The organism is Actinoplanes sp. NPDC049599 (assembly GCF_044465625.1).
GTDB lineage: Bacteria > Actinomycetota > Actinomycetes > Mycobacteriales > Micromonosporaceae > Actinoplanes.
Genome location: NZ_JBITLX010000002.1, coordinates 328,372 through 348,163, shown reverse-complemented (window position 1 = coordinate 348,163; position 19,792 = coordinate 328,372). Strand labels below are relative to the sequence as shown.

The 19,792-nt window shown below is 73.4% G+C and carries 21 protein-coding genes; 11 read left to right on the top strand and 10 right to left on the bottom strand.

Annotation, left to right across the window (positions count from 1 at the left end):
- Nucleotides 1–562: 562 nt before the first annotated feature.
- Genes ACIBQZ_RS04780 through ACIBQZ_RS04770 form a run of 3 tightly spaced genes read right to left on the bottom strand, consistent with a single transcriptional unit; the run spans nucleotide 563 to nucleotide 2,462 of the window.
- Complete coding sequence (locus ACIBQZ_RS04780; RefSeq protein ID WP_396087094.1) at nucleotides 563–1,654, bottom strand: DUF3866 family protein; 1,092 nt, start codon at nucleotides 1,652–1,654, stop codon at nucleotides 563–565.
- Nucleotides 1,582–2,313, bottom strand: a complete 732-nt coding sequence (locus tag ACIBQZ_RS04775) for a cation transporter (protein WP_396087363.1) — start codon at nucleotides 2,311–2,313, stop codon at nucleotides 1,582–1,584. Before ACIBQZ_RS04775 ends, ACIBQZ_RS04780 begins: the two co-directional genes overlap by 73 nt.
- Nucleotides 2,298–2,462, bottom strand: a complete 165-nt coding sequence (locus tag ACIBQZ_RS04770; protein ID WP_396087093.1) for a hypothetical protein — start codon at nucleotides 2,460–2,462, stop codon at nucleotides 2,298–2,300. Before ACIBQZ_RS04770 ends, ACIBQZ_RS04775 begins: the two co-directional genes overlap by 16 nt.
- Nucleotides 2,463–2,554: 92 nt before the next feature.
- Between ACIBQZ_RS04770 and ACIBQZ_RS04765 the strand changes: the two genes are divergently transcribed.
- From ACIBQZ_RS04765 to ACIBQZ_RS04735, 7 genes are all read left to right on the top strand, one after another.
- On the top strand, nucleotides 2,555–3,550 hold the full coding sequence (locus ACIBQZ_RS04765; protein WP_396087092.1) for a helix-turn-helix transcriptional regulator: 996 nt from the start codon (nucleotides 2,555–2,557) through the stop codon (nucleotides 3,548–3,550).
- Nucleotides 3,547–4,533, top strand: a complete 987-nt coding sequence (locus tag ACIBQZ_RS04760) for a helix-turn-helix transcriptional regulator (protein ID WP_396087091.1) — start codon at nucleotides 3,547–3,549, stop codon at nucleotides 4,531–4,533. The genes ACIBQZ_RS04765 and ACIBQZ_RS04760 overlap by 4 nt, the downstream gene beginning before the upstream one ends.
- 10 nt (nucleotides 4,534–4,543) lie before the next feature.
- Nucleotides 4,544–4,822, top strand: a complete 279-nt coding sequence (locus ACIBQZ_RS04755) for a hypothetical protein (RefSeq protein WP_396087090.1) — start codon at nucleotides 4,544–4,546, stop codon at nucleotides 4,820–4,822.
- A gap of 159 nt (nucleotides 4,823–4,981) precedes the next feature.
- Nucleotides 4,982–5,332, top strand: a complete 351-nt coding sequence (gene tatA / locus ACIBQZ_RS04750) for a Sec-independent protein translocase subunit TatA (RefSeq protein ID WP_396087089.1) — start codon at nucleotides 4,982–4,984, stop codon at nucleotides 5,330–5,332.
- A gap of 6 nt (nucleotides 5,333–5,338) precedes the next feature.
- On the top strand, nucleotides 5,339–6,286 hold the full coding sequence (gene tatC, locus ACIBQZ_RS04745; protein WP_396087088.1) for a twin-arginine translocase subunit TatC: 948 nt from the start codon (nucleotides 5,339–5,341) through the stop codon (nucleotides 6,284–6,286).
- 24 nt (nucleotides 6,287–6,310) lie between these two features.
- Nucleotides 6,311–7,210, top strand: a complete 900-nt coding sequence (locus ACIBQZ_RS04740; protein WP_396087087.1) for a YegS/Rv2252/BmrU family lipid kinase — start codon at nucleotides 6,311–6,313, stop codon at nucleotides 7,208–7,210.
- 68 nt (nucleotides 7,211–7,278) lie between these two features.
- Nucleotides 7,279–7,464, top strand: coding sequence for a hypothetical protein (locus tag ACIBQZ_RS04735; RefSeq protein WP_396087086.1), 186 nt, complete (start codon nucleotides 7,279–7,281; stop codon nucleotides 7,462–7,464).
- Nucleotides 7,465–7,559: 95 nt separating this feature from the next.
- Here the strand turns inward: ACIBQZ_RS04735 and ACIBQZ_RS04730 are convergent, their stop codons facing one another.
- Complete coding sequence (locus tag ACIBQZ_RS04730; protein WP_396087362.1) at nucleotides 7,560–8,303, bottom strand: HAD family hydrolase; 744 nt, start codon at nucleotides 8,301–8,303, stop codon at nucleotides 7,560–7,562.
- 89 nt (nucleotides 8,304–8,392) lie between these two features.
- Between ACIBQZ_RS04730 and ACIBQZ_RS04725 the strand changes: the two genes are divergently transcribed.
- The gene (locus ACIBQZ_RS04725; RefSeq protein WP_396087085.1) at nucleotides 8,393–11,191 is read left to right on the top strand and encodes a DEAD/DEAH box helicase; all 2,799 of its coding nucleotides are present in this window, start codon (nucleotides 8,393–8,395) and stop codon (nucleotides 11,189–11,191) included.
- Between the two features lie 481 nt (nucleotides 11,192–11,672).
- On the opposite strand, the gene ACIBQZ_RS04720 is transcribed toward ACIBQZ_RS04725, so the two are convergent.
- On the bottom strand, nucleotides 11,673–12,782 hold the full coding sequence (locus ACIBQZ_RS04720; RefSeq protein ID WP_396087084.1) for a LacI family DNA-binding transcriptional regulator: 1,110 nt from the start codon (nucleotides 12,780–12,782) through the stop codon (nucleotides 11,673–11,675).
- A gap of 72 nt (nucleotides 12,783–12,854) precedes the next feature.
- On the opposite strand from ACIBQZ_RS04720, the gene ACIBQZ_RS04715 reads away from it, so the two are divergent.
- The gene (locus ACIBQZ_RS04715) at nucleotides 12,855–13,670 is read left to right on the top strand and encodes a phytanoyl-CoA dioxygenase family protein (RefSeq protein ID WP_396087083.1); all 816 of its coding nucleotides are present in this window, start codon (nucleotides 12,855–12,857) and stop codon (nucleotides 13,668–13,670) included.
- A 52-nt stretch (nucleotides 13,671–13,722) separates the two neighbouring features.
- On the opposite strand, the gene ACIBQZ_RS04710 is transcribed toward ACIBQZ_RS04715, so the two are convergent.
- Both ACIBQZ_RS04710 and ACIBQZ_RS04705 read right to left on the bottom strand, forming a co-directional pair.
- Nucleotides 13,723–15,069 (bottom strand): polysaccharide lyase family 1 protein, encoded by a 1,347-nt coding sequence (locus tag ACIBQZ_RS04710; protein WP_396087082.1) that lies wholly within the window; start codon nucleotides 15,067–15,069, stop codon nucleotides 13,723–13,725.
- Between the two features lie 127 nt (nucleotides 15,070–15,196).
- On the bottom strand, nucleotides 15,197–15,577 hold the full coding sequence (locus tag ACIBQZ_RS04705) for a VOC family protein (RefSeq protein WP_396087081.1): 381 nt from the start codon (nucleotides 15,575–15,577) through the stop codon (nucleotides 15,197–15,199).
- Nucleotides 15,578–15,611: 34 nt separating this feature from the next.
- Between ACIBQZ_RS04705 and ACIBQZ_RS04700 the strand changes: the two genes are divergently transcribed.
- Together ACIBQZ_RS04700 and ACIBQZ_RS04695 are read left to right on the top strand one after the other, a co-directional pair.
- Nucleotides 15,612–16,523: an RNA polymerase subunit sigma-70 gene (locus ACIBQZ_RS04700; RefSeq protein WP_396087080.1), complete on the top strand. Its 912-nt coding sequence runs from the start codon at nucleotides 15,612–15,614 to the stop codon at nucleotides 16,521–16,523.
- A 28-nt stretch (nucleotides 16,524–16,551) separates the two neighbouring features.
- Entirely contained in the window at nucleotides 16,552–17,334 is a 783-nt protein-coding gene (locus ACIBQZ_RS04695) for an inositol monophosphatase family protein (RefSeq protein WP_396087079.1), read from the top strand.
- A 5-nt stretch (nucleotides 17,335–17,339) separates the two neighbouring features.
- Here ACIBQZ_RS04695 and ACIBQZ_RS04690 read toward each other — a convergent pair whose 3' ends face one another.
- The 3 genes from ACIBQZ_RS04690 to ACIBQZ_RS04680 form a co-directional block, all read right to left on the bottom strand.
- The gene (locus ACIBQZ_RS04690; protein ID WP_396087078.1) at nucleotides 17,340–17,792 is read right to left on the bottom strand and encodes a DUF1707 domain-containing protein; all 453 of its coding nucleotides are present in this window, start codon (nucleotides 17,790–17,792) and stop codon (nucleotides 17,340–17,342) included.
- A gap of 78 nt (nucleotides 17,793–17,870) precedes the next feature.
- Nucleotides 17,871–18,521, bottom strand: coding sequence for an FHA domain-containing protein (locus ACIBQZ_RS04685; protein ID WP_396087077.1), 651 nt, complete (start codon nucleotides 18,519–18,521; stop codon nucleotides 17,871–17,873).
- Entirely contained in the window at nucleotides 18,518–19,783 is a 1,266-nt protein-coding gene (locus ACIBQZ_RS04680) for a VWA domain-containing protein (protein WP_396087076.1), read from the bottom strand. Before ACIBQZ_RS04680 ends, ACIBQZ_RS04685 begins: the two co-directional genes overlap by 4 nt.
- Between the last annotated feature and the right edge of the window lie 9 nt (nucleotides 19,784–19,792).

The following is a 19,792-nucleotide window of genomic DNA, read 5'->3' as shown; positions in this document are numbered from 1 at the left end:
CGCTCACGCCGCTCGCACCGAGCGCCCCCCGCACCGCACTGCACCGCGCCGCATCGCTCACGCCGCTCGCACCGAGCGCCGCCCGCACCGCACCGCGCCGCGCCGCACCGCATCGCATCGCATCGCTCACGCCGCTCGCACCGAGCGCCCCCCGCACCGCACTGCACCGCGCCGCATCGCTCACGCCGCTCGCACCGAGCGCCGCCCGCACCGCACCGCACCGCACCGCACCGCACCGCACCGCGCCGCACCGCGCCGCACCGCGCCGCATCGCTCATGCCGCTCGCACCGCACCGCCTGCGCTGCCTGTGTCGCCCGCGCTGCCCGCACCTGGGTCCGGGCGAGCGGCTGGCGTTGCGCTGCCCGCGCTGCCTGCCACGTGTGCTGCTCCCTGCCCGCACCGCACTGCCGCCTGGCTCCGCGCTCACGCTGCCCCGCGCTACCCGCCCCTGCCGTCCAAGGTGCTGCGCCGCCCGTGTCGCAGACAGCGACCGCCGCGCCGCGTATGGCTCCTGCGCTGCGTGCGACCCTCGCGCCAGGCGACGCGATCCCCGCCGACCGCTCATGTAAGGAGCGGGATCAGCGTGGCCGCGTGCCGGCCCGCGGCCGCAGCCGCCACGAAGTATGCGTGGTCCTCCGCCAAACCCCTGCCCATCGTGGACAGCTTCACCGGGCTGGCCAGCAGCGCCGCGTCCAGGCCGTCGGTCGGCACGCTGACGATCCGGTGCAGGGTCGCCAGTGGCGCCAGCGCCTCGTCGACCTCCTTGGCCAGGCCGGCCGGCAGGTCGTCCGGCACCGCCAGGTCCGCGGGGACCAGCGCTACTTTTCCGTACGCCGTGAGGCTGTGGTGGGAGACGCCGCGGTGGCGGGAGCGGGTGTCGGCGTCCGAGATGCGCAGGGAGCCGACCGGGGCGCCGCCCAGGGCCACGATCGCGTTGACCGCCTCGCCCAGGGCCACGCCGGAGAAGCCCCACGGCGTACCCGTGCCGAGGTTGCCCGGGCCCTGCGCGACGATCGCCGCGTCCGCGTGCAGCACGTGGCGGGCGGCCAGCAGGCCGGTGTGGACCGTGCTCGCCTCCAGGTCGCCGCCGAACGCCTGGCCCGTGGTCACCGTGCCGGCCAGGTGGTCGCGCAGGCCGTCGAGGGTGCGGGAGAACCAGGCCGGCAGGGCGCCGCCGTCGGTCATCACGTACGCGACGCGGGCGTCGGGGCGGTCCGCGTGGATGCCGGCCAGCACCGCCGGCAGGGCCGAGTGCAGGTCCGCCGTCACCACCGGCATGCCGTCCAGGCTGTCCGCCGCCGCCATCACCTCGCGGTGCGGTGACGCCTGCTCGTCCACGCCGAGCAGGATCGGCTGCAGCGGGGTGTAGCGCGCCTTCACCAGGTGGCCCGCGTCCCGGTCGGTGCCGGTCGACGGCGGGTCCTCCGGCAGCCGGTCGGGGAGCGCCACCACCAGCGCGTAGCCGCCGGTGCCCAGGCCCATGACCAGCGCGCCCACGTTCAGCAGCACCCGGTCGCCGATCTCCGGCGTCCCGGTCAGCGCCGGGTAGGCCAGCGCCCGCAGCGGGCCCTCGTCCGTGGTCACGTCCAGTTCGCGGGCGCCCCGCCAGTCGCGTCGGACCGCGGACACCGTTCCTGATCGCCAGCGCACCATGGCCGCGACCCTATATGTCCACTCCGCCGTCGCGGTGGTAGCGGCCTGCCCTGCCGCGCGTCGGGTCCAGGAACACGTACCGGATCTCGGAGTAGCCGGGCCCGCAGCCGGCGCTCGGCCTCGTCGGAGGCCTCCTCGATCTCCGCGCCGGTCACCTCGTCGTGGAAGTCGACCTTCGCGGCGACCAGGATGACGCCCGGGCCCAGTTGCATGGTCAGCAGCGTCGGCACCGCGGTGACCACCGGGGTGCTCGCCAGGTCGTCGGCGATCAGGTTGTGCATCCGGCGCGGCTCCGCGCGGCCGACCAGCAGCGACACGTTGCTGCGGGCCAGCACCGTGGCGACCACCAGCAGCAGCAGGCCGATCGCGATCGAGGCCGGGCCGTCCCGGAGCTCCGGGACGGTCAGCTGGGACAGGGCGATGCCGGCGGCGGCCGGCAGCAGGCCGGTCAGCGCGGCCGAGTCCTCGAAATACACCGCCTTGACCGTGGTGTCCGAGGTGAGCCGCAGGAACCGCCGCCGGGACGCGCCGGTGACCTGGCGCTGCGCCTTGAGCCACGAGATGCCCTCGGCCACGAGCGACACCGCCGGCACGACGTAGGACACCAGGAACTGGCCGCTGTGCTCGCCGCTGACGATGGTCGTCACGCCGTGGTGGATCGAGAAGCCGGCGCCGCCGGCGAAGGTGAACAGCGCGGCGATGAAGCCGACAGCAGGCCCGCGACGAGCTTGGCGGTGGCGATGGCGAGGTTGGTCAGTCCCGCGACGACCACGGTGCCGACGCTCTCGTTCTCCCCGGCCTCACCCACGGGTGGGGGTTTGCCTCACCGGAATGACGAATAACCTCCGCGCGGCTTCCGGCTGCGGTCATCGGGCGTCGTTGCTGCTAGCGTTTCCTCTCGTGTCGCGGACCCGCACCGAGCGCCTGGTGAACCTGGTGATCTGTCTGCTGTCCACGCGACGGTTCCTGACCGCCGCGCAGATCGCCGCGACCGTGCCCGGCTACGAGCACGACCCGGAGGATCCGCGCGACCACGAGGCGTTCCAGCGCAAGTTCGAGCGGGACAAGGCCGAGCTGCGCGAGCTGGGCGTGCCGCTGGAGACCGGGCTGGCCAGCGCCTTCGACACCGAGCACGGCTACCGGATCGCCCACCGCGAGTACGCGCTGCCCGACATCCCTCTCGAACCGGACGAGGCGGCCGCCGTCGGGATCGCCGCGCGGCTCTGGCAGCACGCGGGTCTCGCCGCCGCCGCGTCCTCCGGGCTGGCCAAGCTGCGTGCCGCCGGCATCGATGTCGACCCGCAGGCCACCCTCGGCATGGAGCCGGTGATGACGGTGGACCCCGCGTTCGGCCCGCTCACCGCCGCCGCCCGGGCCCGCCGGGCGGTCACCTTCTCCTACCGCGTGCCCGAGGTCGACGAGCCGTCCACCCGCCGGCTGCAGCCCTGGGGCGTGGTCTGCTGGCAGGGCCGCTGGTACGTGGTCGGGCACGACCGGGACCGCGGCGCCACCCGGTGCTTCCGGCTTTCCCGGATCGTCGGCACGGTGCGCCCGGTCGGTTCCGCGGGCGCGTTCACCCCGCCCGAGAACGTCGATCTGATCAGCCACGTCGCCCGCTGGTCCGGCCCGGTCGAGCGGAACGGGCGGGCTACCGTGCTGGTGCGCCCCGGCCGGGCCGCCGGGCTGCGCCGGCTGGCCGTCGAGACGGTGCCGGGTCCCGACGGCGACCGCCTGACCCTGCCGTACTCCGACGTCGAGTGGCTGGCCTCGCGGCTGGTCGGCTACGGCGCGGACGTCCGGGCGGACGGGCCACCGGAGCTGCGGGAGGCCGTGATCCAGCAGCTCAAGGAGGTCGTGGCGCGCCATGAGCGGGTCGCGCCGGCGGTGTCGCGATGACGCCTCAGCCCCGTACCCGGGAGAACAAGGCCTCCGCCGACCGCCTGGGCCGGCTGCTCAACCTGGTGCCCTACCTGCTGGCCCGGCCCGGGATCCTGGTCGCGGAAGCGGCCGCGGCCTTCGGGATCACCGAGCGGCAGCTGCGCGAGGACCTGGAGCTGCTCTGGGTCTGCGGGCTGCCCGGGTACGGCCCGGGCGACCTGATCGACATGGCGCTCGACGGCGACCGGGTGACGATCACCTACGACGCCGGCATCGACCGGCCGTTGCGGCTCAACCCGGACGAGGCGCTCGCGCTGGTCGTGGCCCTGCGGATGCTGGCCGAGACGCCCGGCACCGGCTCCCGCGACGCGGTCGAGCGGGCGCTGGCGAAGATCGAGCACGCGGCCGGCGACGTCGTCGACACCCCGGTCGCGGTGCGGCTGCCCGCCGACGCCGAACGGGTCGACGCGATCCGGGGCGTGGTCGAGCGCCGGCACGCGCTGCGCATCACCTACTACACGCCGACCCGGGACGAGACCACCGAGCGGGTGGTCGACCCGATGCGGATGCTCATGGTCGGCCCGCGGGCGTACCTGGAGGCCTGGTGCCGTCGCGCCGAGGCCACCCGGCTGTTCCGGGTGGACCGGATCGACGCGTTCACCGAGCTGGACGAGCCGTCCGCGCCGCCCGCGCAGGCGGTGCCGCACGACGTCAGCGACGGGGTGTTCCATCCCTCGGCGGACCTGCCGCTGGCCACGCTGCGGGTGGGCCGGGGCAGCCGGTGGATCACCGAGTACTACCCGTGCGAGGAGGTGCGCCGCGACGGCGACGAGTGGATCGTCACCATGCGGGTCACCGACCTGGGCTGGGCGCAGCGCCTGCTGCTCGGCCTCGGCCCGGACGTGACGGTGGTCGGCCCGGTCGAGCTGGTGGACCGGATCCGCGAACAGGCGGGCACCGCGCTGGACCAGTACACGGCGGCGCCGCCGGTCACCGCCTAAGCTGTCCGCCATGGTGAAATGGATCGTGATCGGCGTGCTGGTGCTGGCGCTGATCATTCTGGTGGCGGCCGTGTTCTCGGTGCTCAACAGGCTGACCCGGCTGGACCGGGCGGCGCGGCGCCTGCAGCGGCGCCAGGCCGAGGCGACGAAGCTCCAGCAGGACGCGCTGGTGCTCGAGGACACCGTGGCCGGCCTGCAGCAACGCGCCGAGACCATGCAGGCCCAGCTGGCGATCATCAAGGCCGGGCGGGGCGCGTCGGACGGGAAACACTCCTTACAGAAGGCGTGAACCGCGTGGTAGCGTGCGGCGTTCCCGGGCCGTTGTCCGAAAATTCCTCGGACCTGGGCCAATCAAACCCCTCCGGCAGGGGCCGCTCACAACAACCACACGTACGATGGACCCCGCACCAATCGCCAGGACCATGATCAGACCGACTGGAGTTACCCCATGGGCGCCCTCAAGCCGTGGCACATCGCCATCTTCGTCGTCGTCCTCGTGCTGCTGTTCGGCGCGAAGCGGCTGCCGGACGCCGCGCGGTCGCTCGGCAGGTCGCTGCGGATCATCAAGGCGGAGACCAAGGGCCTCGTCGACGACAACGACAACGTCGCCGAGAAGGCCGAGCCGCAGTACTCGCGCCAGCCGCTGGAGCCCAACGAGATCCACCAGCCGGGTCAGCCGGGTTACCAGCAGGCCCCGCCGGCCGGCTACCAGCAGCCCACCGGCCAGCAGTTCACCCAGCCGCAGCAGCCCCCGGCCCAGCCGTACGTGGACCCGGTGCAGCGCACGAACGACCGCTGATCCGTCGTGGCCCTCTCCCTGCGCCGTAAGGGCCCGACCAAGTTCGAGCAGGCCTCCGACGGCTCGATGACGCTGATCGAGCACGTCCGGGAACTGCGGAACAGGCTCTTCTGGGCGTCGCTCGGCATCATCGCCGGCCTGATCGTCGGCTTCATCGTCTCCCAGTGGGTCTTCCACCTGCTGTCGGGGCCCTACTGCGCGCTGCCGAGTTCGTACGTGGCGGGCGAGTGCAAGTTCCTCGTCCTGGGCGTGGCGGACACGTTGATCCTGCGGCTCAAGATCGCTCTCTGGGTCGGCCTGATCGTGGGCGCACCGGTCTGGCTGTATCAGCTCTGGGCGTTCATCGCGCCCGGGCTGCACCGGCACGAGCGCAAGTGGGCCTACGTCTTCGTGGCGATCGCCGCGCCGCTGTTCGCCGGCGGCGCCGTCCTGGCCTACTTCGTGGTCCAGCACAGCCTGGCGTTCATCATGCAGGCCGGCGTCGTCGGCGACACCACCCAGCTCGAGGTGACGTCCTACGTCGGCTTCGTGACCAGCATGATCCTGCTGTTCGGCGTCGCCTTCGAGTTCCCGCTGGTGCTGCTGATGCTCAACTTCACCGGCGTGGTCACCGCGCGCAAGCTGATGAGCTGGTGGCGGATCGTGGTCTTCCTGTCGTTCGGTTTCGCCGCGATCGCCACGCCGGACCCCGGCCCGTTCGGCATGACGCTGCTCGCGTTCTGCATGGTGGTGCTCTACCTGCTCGCCGTGGGCGTGGCCGCCATCAACGACAAGCGCAAGGGCCGCGGCAAGGAGATCTACGCCGGGCTCGACGACGACGAGATCTCGCCGATCACCGACGACCGGGAGCCGGTCACCGCGGGCAGCCGGATCGAGACGCCGTCGCCGGTCGAGGCCCCCGAACCCGTGGCGAAACCGTTGCCGCTGGAGAGCCGCTTCGACGACATGACCTGAGCCGGCAGCCGGTAGCCTCCGGCTGTGAACAGCGACGACATCGCGGTGCTGGCCAACCCCCGGGCGGGGCGGGGCCGGCACCGCGGTCTGCTTCCCGGGGTTCTCGAGCGGCTCGGCGGCTCCGGCCGTACCGTGCGGTTGGTCAGCGCGGGCAGCGGCGAGGAAGCGGAGAAGGCCTGCCACCGGGCCGTAGCCGAAGGCGTCGGCGCGCTGGTCGCCGTCGGCGGCGACGGCACCGTGCACCGCGCGGTGCAGGCCGTGGCCGGCACCGGGACCGGATTCGGCGTGGTGCCCGCCGGCACCGGCAACGACTTCGCGGCCGGCACCGGCGTGCCCGCCGACCCGCTGGCCGCCGCGACCGCGATCGCCACCGCGGTCCGCGACGGGCGCAGCACCCCGATCGACCTCGCCAAGGTCACCACCGCCCAGGACGACGTGCGCTGGTTCGGCGCCGTGCTGGCCGCGGGTTTCGACGCGATCGTCAACGAGCGGGCCAACCGGATGCGCTGGCCGCGCGGCCCGCGCCGCTACGACGTGGCGATCATGCTGGAGCTGGCCCGGCTCCGGCCGCGCCGCTACCGCCTGGTGCTCGACGGCGTGGACCACAGCTTCACCGGCGTGCTGGTCGCCGTCGGCAACTGCCGCAGTTACGGCGGCGGCATGCTGATCTGCCCGGCGGCGGATCCCACCGACGGGCTGCTCGACGTGGTGGTGGCGGCGTCGCTCGGCCGCGGCGCCCTGGTGCGGCTCAAACCACGGCTGCGCCGCGGCACCCACCAGAGTGATCCGCAGGTCGGCAGCTACCGCGCCCGCCAGGTGCGGATCGAGGCCGCGGACATCATCGGGTACGCGGACGGCGAGCGGGTGGCGGCGCTGCCGCTCGTGGTGAGCTGCGAGCCGGGTGCGGTCCGGTTGTTGCTGTGATCATGGCATCAGCGATGCGCGGGACCGGCCGAACGGAGAGCTGAAGCCACAGATCAACGGGAGGCAGCATGTCGATCGGTTCGCTGAGCGCGGGCACCACGTCCACGGCGACGCCGGCGTCGGCCGACTTGCCGGCCCGGGCCCGGGAGACGGCGGCCCCGACGATCGCGGACCACGTCGCTGCCGACCAGGCCCAGGAGCCGGTGCCCAGCGTCTCGGCGACCCTCGGCACCCTGGTCGACACCTACCTCTGAGTCGGGCTGCGCGTCAGACCGGGCGGCCGTAGGGCTTCCGGTGAGGCTGCGCTTCAGAGACCGGGCGGCCGTAGGGCTTCCGGTGAGGTCGCGCGTCAGACCGGGCAGCCGGCCAGGGCGAGGGTCGCGCCCAGGCCGTTGGTGCGGCCCGGTTCGGCGGCCGGCAGCACCAGCGCCGCGCAGCCGGCCTTGACCGCGCCCGCGTCGGCCGGGCTGTCGCCGACCATCAGCGTGCGTTCCGGATCGACGCCGAGCATGCCGCAGGCGCGCAGGAAGATCGCCGGGTCCGGTTTGGTGCGGCCCACCTCGTACGACAGCGCGAACGCGTCCACCAGGCCGATCAGCCCCCAGGCGGCGAAGTGCGGGCGGATGTCGAAGCCGATGTTGCTGACCACCCCGACCTTGATGCCGGCCTCGTGCAGGATGCGCAGGGTCGGCTCGGTGTCCGCGTACGGCAGCCAGCCCTGTGGGCCCAGCAACCGCTCGTAGAGGGCGTCGGCGAGCCCGTCGACGTCCGTGCTGACCGTGGCGGCCAGGCCGGTGTAGGCGGCACGGTGGCTGTGTTCGTACAGGTCGCGGTCGGCCCAGTGCTCCGCCAGGTGCAGTGGCACCCGGTAGGGCAGCGGCCCGCCGGCCCGCCCGGCGGTGACCAGGCGGTCGGCCAGGATGGTGGCGCGGGCGCGTTCCAGCTCCCGCCCGCAGGTCGCGGCGGCGGCCAGCACCCAGGCCACCGGCTCCTCGACCTGGGCCAGGGTGCCGTGGAAGTCGAAGAGCACCGCGTCGACCTGGCGGCGCGACGGGAAGGCTGTCGATTCGGCGGCATCCGGCACGCCGTGCACGATACTCACCGCCTCCGACGCAACTGTCGGCAACCGCCCGGCGGAGGATGACCTTCGTTGTGTCATACGTACGCACTAGCCTTGGGCCCATGACAAGCCCCGCCGGTGATCTGAGCCCCGCCGAACGGTATGCGGCTTCGAAGCGGCGGTCAGCCCGCGTCGCCGAGTTCCCGGCCCTCGACGACTTCATGCTCGACGTCGGGTTTGACCTCGACGACTTCCAGCGGCAGGCCTGCGAGGCGCTGGAGCGCGGCAGCGGCGTGCTGGTCTGCGCGCCGACCGGCGCGGGCAAGACGGTGGTCGGCGAGTTCGCCGTGCACCTGACGCTGCGTGCGGGCGGCTCCGGGGTGCGCCGCAAGTGCTTCTACACCACCCCGATCAAGGCGCTGTCCAACCAGAAATACCACGACCTGGTGGAGCGCTACGGCGCCGAGCAGGTCGGCCTGCTCACCGGCGACAACGTCGTCAACGGCGACGCGCCCGTGGTGGTCATGACCACCGAGGTGCTGCGCAACATGCTCTACTCCGGCTCCGCGAGCCTGCAGGGCCTGGCCTACGTGGTGATGGACGAGGTGCACTACCTGGCCGACCGGTTCCGCGGCGCGGTCTGGGAAGAAGTGATCATTCACCTTCCCTCGTCTGTGACCCTGGTCTCACTATCAGCCACGGTGAGTAACTACGAGGAGTTCGCCGACTGGCTCGTCACCGTCCGCGGCCACACCGAGGTGGTGGTCAGCGAGCACCGCCCGGTCCCGCTCTGGCAGCACATGCTGGTCGGCAAGCGGATGTTCGACCTGTTCCACGACGCCGACGCGGCCCGCAAGCACGACGTGCACCCCGAGCTGCTCCGCTACACCCGGGAGATGCTGCGCCGGCTGGAGCTCACCGACCGCACCGCCGGCCCGGCCTGGCAGTCGCGTGGCGGGCGCCCCCGGCGCTGGCAGCCGCCGCCGCGCGCCGAGGTGGTCGACCGGCTCGACCGGGCCAACCTGCTGCCCGCGATCCTGTTCATCTTCAGCCGCGCCGGCTGCGACGCCGCCGTGCAGCAGTGCCTGGCCGGCGGCCTGCGGCTGACCGGCGCCGACGAGCGGGCCGAGATCCGCCGCATCGCCCAGGCCAAGGTGGCCAACATCCCCGCCGAGGACCTGTCCGTGCTCGGCTACTGGGAATGGCTCGACGGTCTTGAGCGCGGGGTCGCCGCCCACCACGCCGGCATGCTGCCCGCGTTCAAGGAGGCGGTCGAGGAGTGCTTCGTGCGGGGGCTGGTCAAGGCGGTCTTCGCCACCGAGACGCTGGCCCTGGGCATCAACATGCCGGCCCGCTGCGTGGTGCTGGAACGCCTGGTCAAGTTCAACGGCGAGGCGCACGTCGACCTGACCCCGGGGGAGTACACCCAGCTCACCGGGCGCGCCGGGCGCCGGGGCATCGACATCGAGGGCCACGCCGTGGTGCTGTGGAGTCCCGAGGTCGACCCCCGGCACGTGGCCGGCCTGGCCTCCACCCGCACCTATCCGCTGCGCTCCAGCTTCCGCCCGTCCTACAACATGGCGGTCAACCTGGTCGGCACGGTCGGCGCGGAGAAATCCCGCGACCTGCTGGAGTCGTCGTTCGCCCAGTTCCAGGCGGACCGCTCGGTGGTCGGGCTGGCCCGGCAGGTGCAGCGCAACGTCGACACCATGCGGACCTACGACAACGACGGGGCCTGCCACCACGGCGACTTCGACGAGTACTTCGCGATCCGGGTGGCGATCGCCGACCGGGAACGCGCGATGGCCCGCCAGGGCACCGCCCAGCGCCGGGCCGCCGCGGAGTCCTCGCTGGAGAAGCTGCGGGTCGGCGACGTCATCCGGGTGCCGCAGGGCCGCCGGGCCGGGCTGGCGGTGGTGCTGGAGCCGCCCACCGGCGGTTTCGGCGAGCCCCGCCCGCTGGTGCTCACCCAGGACCGCTGGGCCGGCCGGGTCAGCCCGGCGGATTTCCCGGGCGCGGTCGAGGTGCTGGAACGCATCCGGGTGCCGAAGCACTTCAACCACCGCTCGCCGGGCGCCCGCCGCGACCTGGCCGCCACGGTCAGCGCCACCGGTCTCGACCGGCACGGCACCACCGGGGGACGGCGTGGCCGCGGCAAGGCCACCCCGGGCGAGGACGCCGAGATCGCGCTGCTCAAGGTGCAGATGCGCCAGCACCCGTGCCACGCCTGCCCGGAACGCGAGGATCACGCCCGCTTCGCCGAGCGCCGGCACCGCCTGGCCCGCGACACCGACGCGCTGCGCGACAAGGTGGCCGGGCGCACCGGCTCGCTGGCCAAGACCTTCGACCAGGTCTGCGCGGTGCTGGCGGGCCGCGGCTACCTGTCCGCCGACGGCGAGGTGACCGAGTCCGGCCGGATGCTGGGCCGGATCTGGACCGAGGCCGACCTGCTGGTCGCGGAATGCCTGCGCCGCGGCGTCTGGGAGGGCCTCGCCCCGGACGAGCTGGCGGCGGCGGTGTCCATGGTGCTCTTCGAGTCCCGCCGCGAGGGCGACGAACGCGCGTCGGTGCCCAAGGGGGCGACGACGGCGGCGGTGGACGCCTGCCACAAGCTGTGGGCCGAGATCGAATCGGACGAGGCGGAGCATGGGTTGTCGCTGACCCGTGAGCCGGATCCGGGGTTTGTCTGGCCTATGTACCGGTGGGCTCGGGGTGAGCCGCTTGCCCGGGTGTTGGCGAGCGGGAGTAACTACGAGACGGATATGCCGGCGGGGGATTTCGTTCGCTGGGCTCGGCAGGTTCTTGATCTGCTGGGGCAGCTCAAGGATGCTTCGGCGGCTTCTCCGGGGGTTCGGGAGACGGCCCGTAAGGCGATCACCGCGGTTAATCGGGGGGTTTTGGCTTATCAGACGGCGCTCTAGGCGCTGCGCGTTTGCCTACGGTTGACGGTCGGGGGCCCGGGGGGGGGCCCCCCCGGCGGTGGGGGGGTTGTTTTTTTTGGGGGGGGGCCCCCCCCCCCCCCCCCCGCCACGGGGCCCCCGCGCGGGGGGGGGGGGGGGGGGGGGGGGGCGGGGGGGGGGGGGGGGGGGGGGGGGGGGGGGGGGGGGGGGGGGGGGGGGGGGGGCCCCCCCCCGGGGGGGGGGGGGTTTTTGGGGCCGGGGGGGGCCCCCCCCGGGCCCCGACCTTGCATTCGAGCCGCCTGCGGCTGAGGGATGGGTTGCGCGCGCCCTGGTTGCCTGGTCGGGCTGAGTGATCCCCTCGCGGGAGTGGTCTGGCTGCCGCGCTGTGGTGGCGCCAGGGGATTTCTGTCGGGCAGGCCGAGGCGGGTGGTGGGTCAAGCGAACATTGCTTGCCGGTTGCGGTCGGTGGGTGCTTGGCCCAGCGTCAGGGCAGGCGGTGCGGCTACTCGGCGTCGTCGTGGAGGGTGCCGGCGGTGGCGGTGGTGGCGGTGCCGGCGGTGGTGGCGGTGCCGGCGGTGGCGGTGGCGGTGGCGGGGCGATCGTGGGTGGTGGTGCTTTCGCGGATTGTCAGGCGGTGAGCAGCCACGATGTGGCGGGGCGGGTGGGTTGGTGGGGGGTTGGTGAAGTGGGCGGCGAGGCAGGCCAGGGCTTCGCGGGCGATTGCCGGCTTGTCGGGGGAGATTGTGGTCAGGGGCGGGGTGGCGTAGCGGCCGTCTTCGATGTCGTCGAAGCCCACTACGGCCAGGTCGGCTGGGATTCGCAGGCCGCGCCGGGTTGCGGTTTGCATCGCGCCCAGTGCCAGCTGGTCGCTGAAGCAGAAGATCGCGTCCACCGGGCGGCCGGTGTCGAGCAGGGTGGCCATTGCGGCGGCGCCGTCGGGGCGGTGCAGGCGTGCCACCGGGATCTCCAGTGTGGGGTCGGCGGGCAGGCCGGCGTTGGCCAGTGCCTGGCGGTAGCCGTCGAGGCGGCGGGCCGCGGTGCCGTTCAGCAGGTGCGGTTGCGGGCCGATCGCGGCGATTCGGGTGCGGCCCAGCGTGATCAGGTGCTGCGTGGCCTCTCGGGCGGCGGCCACGCTGTCGACTGCGACGTGGTCGAGCAGTCCGTCGGCGTCCTGCTCGCCGAGCAGCACCAGCGGCACACCCCCGGGGGCGCGGCGCAGGTCCTGTGGGGACAGCGCCCACGGGCTGAGCACGAGGCCGTCGACGACCTGGCCGCGTACCCCGTCGAGGAGCCGGCGCTCACGGCCCGCATCGCCGTCGGTCTGCTGGACCAGCACCATCCATCCGCGTTTCTCCGCCTCCTGCGCCAGCAGGCCGGCGAGCTCGCCGAAGTACGGCGAGGCGATCTCGGGGACGGCCAGCGCGATGAGCCCGGACCGGCCGCCGCGCAGGTGCCGGGCGGCGGCGTTCGGCCGGTAACCCAGCTCGTCGATGGCCTGCTGCACCCGGGCCCGGGTCTGCGGCGCCACCTGCGCGAAGCCGCTGACCACGTTGGACACCGTACGGATCGACACGCCGGCGCGCGCCGCCACCTGCCGCAGGTTCGCGGTCATGATCGACCTCCCATGCCGCGATCCTATCCGCCACCACTTGCAACGTTGCATGCCACGTTGCAAGGTGGGGTCATGATTGATTCTGCCGGCGTGCGGGCCCGCGACGCCATCTACGACCAGGGGATCACCGCCTGCCCGGGCGCCTTCACTGTGGCCTGGGCCGACATCATGCGCGAGGACATCAACAAGGCGTTCGCCGAGGCGCTGAGCCGGCCCGGCGGCGCGGTCGGCCGCGGCCCGCACCGGTACTACGTCGAGATCCATCCCGAGCAGCTGCGCGGCTTCGTCGAGCTGGTGACCCATCCGTGGGTCACCGCGGTGTGCGAGGCCGTGCTGGGGCCGCGGTACGAGATCGTCGAGCTCGGCTTCGACGTCCCGCTCGCCGGCGCGGTCAACCAGCCGTGGCACCGGGACTTCCCGATGCCCGAGGTCACCCGGTCCCAACGGCGGCTGAACTCGCTGGCGTTCAACCTGACCGGGGTGGACACCACCGAGGAGATGGGCCCGTTCGAGATCGCCCCGGGCACCCAGTTCGACGACGAGCCGGAGTTCGGCCACGGCATGTTCCCGCCGAAGTCGTTCTACCCGCGCTACCAGCAGCGCGCGGTCCGCAAGTACCCGCGGCGCGGCGACATCTCGGCCCGCTCGGCGCTGACCATCCACCGGGGCACCCGGAACTACTCCGAGCTGTCCCGGCCGGTGCTGGTGCTGGGCGTGGACGCGCCGGACGCCGGCAACGCCGAACGGCACGACACGGCGGTGACCAGGGGCTGCTGGGAGGCGCTGCCCGAGCAGGTCAGGGCGCACCTGCACTGCCCGGTGGTGGAGACGCTCACCCCGATCACCCAGAAGCACACCATCGAGGGCCTGGTGATGGGCGAGGCGTGAGGGCGTACCGGGGCCCGGCCGGGCGTGGGAAGACCCGGCCGGGCAGCTCTGGTCAGATACCGAGCCGGCGCGCGCCGGCCGCGGCCTTGACGATCACCGGTACGAGCACCGCCGGGTCGACCCGGGTGCGCAGGGTCGGCACCCAGCCCGCGTCCGGGCTGAAGTCCGGGTCGTAGGCCGCGTTGTACGCCGCGACCAGGTCCACCGGGTACGGCGCCCGGCTGCCCACCTGCACCAGGGTGCCCGTCGCGGTGATCCGGGTGCCCTTCCAGTACTTGATCAGGTCGCCGTCGCCGAGGTCCGCGCTGCGCAGGAAGTAGTTGTTCTCCGCGTAGATGCTGGACTCGAAGCCGACGCCGAGGGAGTAGCCGTAGCTCTCGTCGGTGGCCGTGTAGAAGTTGTCGTAGACGTCCACCTGACCGAAACGGACCCGCGGCGCCCGCTGGATCACGTTGTTGAACCGGTTGTGGTGCACGGTGACCCGCAGCTTGCCCACGTCCACGCCCGGGGTGTCCGTCGAGCCGATCAGCATCGTCTTGTCGTGGTCGTAGTAGTTGTTGTACGACACCGTGACCAGGTCCGAGCCGCGGATGATGTCGCTGGCCCCGTCGTGCACCTGGTACGGCCGGCCGAGGCGCAGCGGCTGGTCGGCGTCGTGGTTGTTGCCGTCGCTGAAGGTGTTGTGGTCCAGCCACACGTTCGTCGCGCCGGTCAGCGACACCAGGTCGTAGAGCGAGTTCCAGTTGCCGGCCGCGCCGTCGGTCGGGTCCCAGGCCGGGAAGCAGTCCGCCGCGTCGGTGAACTCGATGTTGCGCACGATCACGTTGTGCACGTTGGCCAGGATCATCGAGCCGTGTGCGATGCGGGCGCCGTTGATCCCGACGATCGTGGTGTCGGACGGGACGTTGATCTTGATCTGGTCGCCCTGGCGCTTGGCCGAGCGGACCCGCGCCTCCTCCAGCGGACCGGTCGGCTTGGCCGCCCGGCCCCAGACTGCCGGATCGTACGCCTGCAGGAACGCATCCAGGTCGTAGGCCGGATCGGCGTAATCGGCGCAGCTCAGCGGCTGGTTGTCGGCGTCGACGCCCATGCTGAACCTGCCGTCGACGAACACGATCCGGGGTGCGGCCTCCCCGCTGAGCGCCGCGACAAGCTCGGCGCGGTTGCGGGCGACGAAGACGTGGGCGGCGTCGGCGGCGGAGCCACCGGTGGTGCCGGTCCCGGCGGCGGCCCAGCCGTCGTTGGCGGGCAGCGGCTGCCGGGCCAGCCGCAGCGCCGCGGCCGAGGGGCCCGCGGCGGCGGGTGCGCTCGTGGGGGGCTCCGCGGCTTGGGCGGGCAGGACGGGACTGACGCCGAGGGCCGCGACGAGGGCGACGGCCGCAAGGGATCTTCCGCGCATGGTGCGCTCCAGGTATTCGGTGATCCAGCTGGGGAGGAAAGCGCTTACCCGGAGTTACGGTTACACGCGTGTTTCACCGAGTCAAGAAGCCGGAACGTGCAGGAAATTTGCAGTGCGGCGCCGGGGCTCACGGCCAGACGGTTGACCGGGTGGCGAAGAGTTCGGCGTCGCTGTGCACCGGGACCACGCAAAGGATGTGGCCGCCCGGCGCCCGCATGATGTGGCAGTCCAGCCACCGGTTGATCTCCACCGCCCCGAGCTCCGTCAGCCGCGCCGCCTCCGCCTCGTGGTCGTCGGTCTCGATGTCCACGTGGTACCTCGGCGCGTCGTTCACCGCCTGCACCCCGAGCGTCAGCCCCGGCAGCGCCTCGCGCAGCATCGTGAACTGCTCCTCGCCCGGCTCCGGCCGGGCCGGGGTGCCGAGGGCGGCTGACCAGAACGCCGCGGCGGCCGGCGCCTCCGCGGTGGGCGTGTCGATGAACAGGCCGTACAGGCGGCTGCGGTGCACGCGATCAGGCTAGCAACGCGCTACCCTGCGGGGCGTGCAGGTCGAGGCCGAGCAGTTCCGGGTGGAGCTGACCGGGTACGCGTACCGGATGCTCGGCGCGGCCGCCGAGGCCGAGGACGCCGTGCAGGAGACGCTGGTCCGCGCCTGGCAGCACGCCGGCCGGTTCGATCCGCGGCGGGGTTCGCTGCGCACCTGGCTGTACCGCATCGCCACCAACGTCTGCCTGGACATGCTGCGCAGCGCCCAGCGCCGGGCCCGCGCCGTCGACCTGGGGCCCGCGGCCGAGGCCGGCTCCCCGCTCGGCGCGCCGCTGCCGTCCGGTGTCTGGGTCCGGCCCGTCGCCGACGCGCGGGTGCTGTCCGCCGATGACCCGGCGGAGCAGGCGGTGCGGCGGGAGTCCGTCCGGCTGGCGTTCGTCGCCGCGCTGCAGCGGCTCTCGCCGCGGCAGCGCGCGGTGCTGATCCTGCGCGACGTGCTCGGCTGGCACGCCGGCGAGGTGGCCGACCTGCTGGGCACCTCGGTGCCGTCGGTGACCAGCGCGTTGCAGCGGGCCCGGGCGACCATCCGCCGGGCCGGGCCGGTGGCGCCGCTGGAGCCGGACGCCGCCGCGCTGCTGGAGCGGTACTGCGAAGCGTTCGCCCGCTACGACGTGGCGGCGATGGTCGCGCTGCTGCACGAGGACGTCACCATGTCCATGCCGCCGTTCCGCTGGTGGCTGTGCGGCCGGGAGCAGATCCGGCAGGTGCTGCTGCACGGCGCCGGGTCGTGCCGGGACGCGCGGATGGTGCCGGTCGCGGCCAACGGGACGCTCGGCTACTGGCAGCAGCGGCCGACCGGGCCGGGCGGGGCCTACGAGCCGTTCGCGCTCATGGTCTTCGAGACCCGCGACGGGCTGGTCAGCGAGATCACCACGTTCCTGGACGAGCCGGCGCAGCGGTGGGCGTGAGCGTGCGGCGGCCGGGCAGGATGGTGCCGTGCAGAGCGATCTTGATTTGGCCCGTACCGCCGCGCTGGCCGGCGCCGACGTCGCGCTGAGGTATTTCGCGGACCTCGCCGCCCTGCCCCGGGAGCGCAAGGCCGACGGCAGCGTCGTCACCGCGGCGGACCGGGCGACCGAGGCGGCCATCCGGGCCGTGCTGGCCGCGGCGCGGCCGCACGACGCGATCCTGGGGGAGGAGGACGGCGAGACCGGCGCGGGCGCCCGGCGCTGGATCATCGACCCGATCGACGGCACCGCCCAGTTCGTCGCCGGCGACGACCGGTGGCTGGTGCTGGTCGCGCTGGAGGAGGCCGGCGCCGTCGTCGCCGCGGTCGCCGCGGTGCCCGCGCAGCGCCGGGTCTGGTGGGCGCGTCGCGGCGGCGGCGCCTTCGAAGGACCCCTCGACGGTACGGCGGCCACGCGCATCCACGTCACCGACCGCAGCACCCCGCTGGCCGGCAGCCGGCTGGGCGTGATCCCGGTGGCCCCGAACCTGTACCCGAGCGACCTGGCCGTCTCCGCGCCGCTGAGCGCCGTCGCGGCGGCCGTGGAGTGGGACGTGCACGCCGCGCTGCTGGTCGCGAACGGCTCCCTGGACCTGGCCCTGCAGACCCGCGGCGAGCTCTGGGACTTCGCCGCCACCTCGCTGATCGTCACCGAGGCGGGCGGCTGCTACGGCGGCGCGGACGGGATCCGCGGCCCGCGCGCGGGGGTCTCGCTGTTCGCCGCCGACCGTACGTTGTGGACGGCCGCGCACGACGTGCTGTGGCCGGGGTGACCCGGTCAGGGGGAGGTGCTGGAGGTCAGCGCGAAGACCAGGGCCGCGCCCGCGCCGATCGAGAGCACCACGCTGATGATGCCCAGCACCCGGCCGATCAGCGCCGGGCCCACGCCGTGCGCGCCGCGCCCCCGGGTGCTGACCACGATGGCGGCGATCCCCGGGATCCAGCCGAGCAGGCAGAACGACAGCGGCACGCCGATGATGCCGAGGATCAGCGCGGTCCGGCCGGCGTTGCGGTTCGGCGGCGTGGGCGGCGCGGCGTTACGCGGGTCCCACTGCAGCCGGGGCGGCAGGTCCTGCACCTGGGCCAGCAGGTCCGAGGCGTACGTGGCCGTGCTGACCGAGACCACCCGGGCGTCGTACTGTGCGGTGGTCAGCAGGCCCTCGCCGAGGGCCAGGGTCAGCTGGTCGATCACCTGGGTGCGGTGCACCGTGCCGATGCGCTCGTCCTTCATCGGTGGCGAACGTATCGCGCGCGGGGCGCCCCGCGCGGGTGAATCCGGCACAGTCACCCCGCCGGCTCAGCGGGCTCCTCAGGCGGGGGCGTGCAGGGTGATCGTGGTCCAGGCGCCGACGTGCACCCGGTCGCCGTCGCCGACGCTGCGGGTCTGCCCGGCGGTCAGCGGCTTCGGCTCGTCGTTGAGGTAGGTGCCGTTGGTCGAGCCCAGGTCCGAGACCAGCCAGACGCCGTCCACGCTGAGCGTCAGCAGGGCGTGGCTGTGCGAGACGCCGGGGTCCGCGTCGGCCAGGTCGATCTCCGGGTCGGTGCCCTTGGAGGCGCTCCGCCGGCCGATCCGGACCTGCGGCGCCGGCAGCGTCACCCGGCGTTCGGTGGGCTGCTCCGGGAAGTCGACACCCTCGATGGCGTTGGCGGTGAAGTACTCGCGGTCGGCGAAGACGGTCGCCGTCCACTGCGCGGTCGCCGGCGCCGGCACCACGGGCTGGGCCAGCGTCGGCACCCGCCCGGTGCTGTGGTCGAAGCCGCAGTCCTCGCAGAAGCGGCCCGTGCCGGCCCGGGGCGTGCCGCAGTTCGGGCAGGGGTCGCCGCCCGCGGCGGGCGTTGCCGGGGTGGCTGCGGCGGCCGCGGGCGGCACGAACGCCGCCGTGCCGCCGATCTTCGCGCCGCAGGTGTCGCAGAAGTCGTCCGTCGTGGACGCGTGGCCCTTGGGACAGGCGTACGTCACGACGACCGTCCCACCCGCACGGTCTTGGTCGACCGGGTGTCCAGGGCCATCTCGTCGGCGGCCTCGACCTTGCGCCGCAGCCGCACCGTGCCGGTCGCCGCGTCCTCGATGTCGACCACCGTGGCCAGCAGCTCCTCGGTGGCCTTGTTGCCGCTCTCGTGGGCGAGCTGGGCGGCCCGGCCGAACTTCAGCGTCGCCGTCCGGTCGTCGCCGGCCTTGCGCGCCTCGATGCCCGCCTGGATCGCGTCGGCCAGCTCGGCCTGCCCGGTGTAGTGCGCCACCTGCCGGTTGATCCGGGTCGACAGCGCCGAGTCCTCGGTCCAGACCGCGCGGACCAGCGTCTGCGCCAGCACGGTGTCGCCCTCCACCACGGACACCCGGGCGGCCAGCATCTCGTCGCCGGCCGCGCCCGCGGTCACGTCCACGCAGACGTGGTAGTCGCGGCTCTCCGAACCCCACGAGCCCAGCGGGTAGCGCCCGGCCCGGGGCCCGTCCTCGACCCGCTTGCCGGTCAGGTCCGCCACCTGCGGCTCGACCTGCTTGACGAACCGTACCTTCGCGTTGACCGGGGTCCAGACCTTGAGCTGCACGTCGGCGCTGGTCTTGCCCATCGCCGCGGTCATCATCTGCTCGAACGCCTCGGCCAGGTCCTGCGGGCGGGCCACGATGTCGACCGTGCCCAGCATCGCCGTGGCGATCTTGCGCAGCTCGGAGACCGTCCAGTTGGTGCCGACGCCGCGGCAGTCGCAGGTGAAGGTGCCGCCGATCTCCTGGAGCACACCCTCCAGATAGCCCTTGTACTCGCCGTTCTCGCCGTCGGTCAGCAGGATCGCGTGGGTGATGTCGCCGGGGCGCTGGGCGAACAGCTGGCCGGCCAGCTTGAGCCAGGCGCCCATGGCCGTACCGCCGTTGGCCTGCAGGCGGTCGATCGCGCCGACCGCCTGGGCCCGGGTCTCCGGGGTGGCCACCGCGAGCTGGCCGGGCGCCGGGAAGAGCTGCTGGGCGGTGCTCACGCCGGCGATGATGGCGAACCGCACCCCGTCGTCGATGCAGTTGACGGCGGCCTTGGCGGCCTGGCGGGCGGCCACCATCCGGCCCTCGGCCTGCATCGAGCCCGAGCAGTCCACGATGATGATCTCGGTGGCGCCGGCGGTGCGCCGTCCGCCCTCCGCCCCGGACGAGGCGACCGTGACGATCGCGTTGACTTCGGTCGCGCCCAGGGCGAGGAACTCGTTCTGGAACGCCTCGGCGGTGTACGGCACGGGCTCTCC

Coding starts and splice junctions, on each gene's coding strand:
- ACIBQZ_RS04780 (WP_396087094.1), bottom strand. CDS start 1,654: ATGGTGCGCTGGCGATCAGGAACGGTGTCCGCGGTCCGACGCGACTGG.
- ACIBQZ_RS04760 (WP_396087091.1), top strand. CDS start 3,547: ATGACGCCTCAGCCCCGTACCCGGGAGAACAAGGCCTCCGCCGACCGC.
- ACIBQZ_RS04755 (WP_396087090.1), top strand. CDS start 4,544: ATGGTGAAATGGATCGTGATCGGCGTGCTGGTGCTGGCGCTGATCATT.
- tatA (WP_396087089.1), top strand. CDS start 4,982: ATGGGCGCCCTCAAGCCGTGGCACATCGCCATCTTCGTCGTCGTCCTC.
- ACIBQZ_RS04735 (WP_396087086.1), top strand. CDS start 7,279: ATGTCGATCGGTTCGCTGAGCGCGGGCACCACGTCCACGGCGACGCCG.
- ACIBQZ_RS04725 (WP_396087085.1), top strand. CDS start 8,393: ATGACAAGCCCCGCCGGTGATCTGAGCCCCGCCGAACGGTATGCGGCT.
- ACIBQZ_RS04720 (WP_396087084.1), bottom strand. CDS start 12,782: ATGACCGCGAACCTGCGGCAGGTGGCGGCGCGCGCCGGCGTGTCGATC.
- ACIBQZ_RS04715 (WP_396087083.1), top strand. CDS start 12,855: ATGATTGATTCTGCCGGCGTGCGGGCCCGCGACGCCATCTACGACCAG.
- ACIBQZ_RS04710 (WP_396087082.1), bottom strand. CDS start 15,069: ATGCGCGGAAGATCCCTTGCGGCCGTCGCCCTCGTCGCGGCCCTCGGC.
- ACIBQZ_RS04690 (WP_396087078.1), bottom strand. CDS start 17,792: ATGAAGGACGAGCGCATCGGCACGGTGCACCGCACCCAGGTGATCGAC.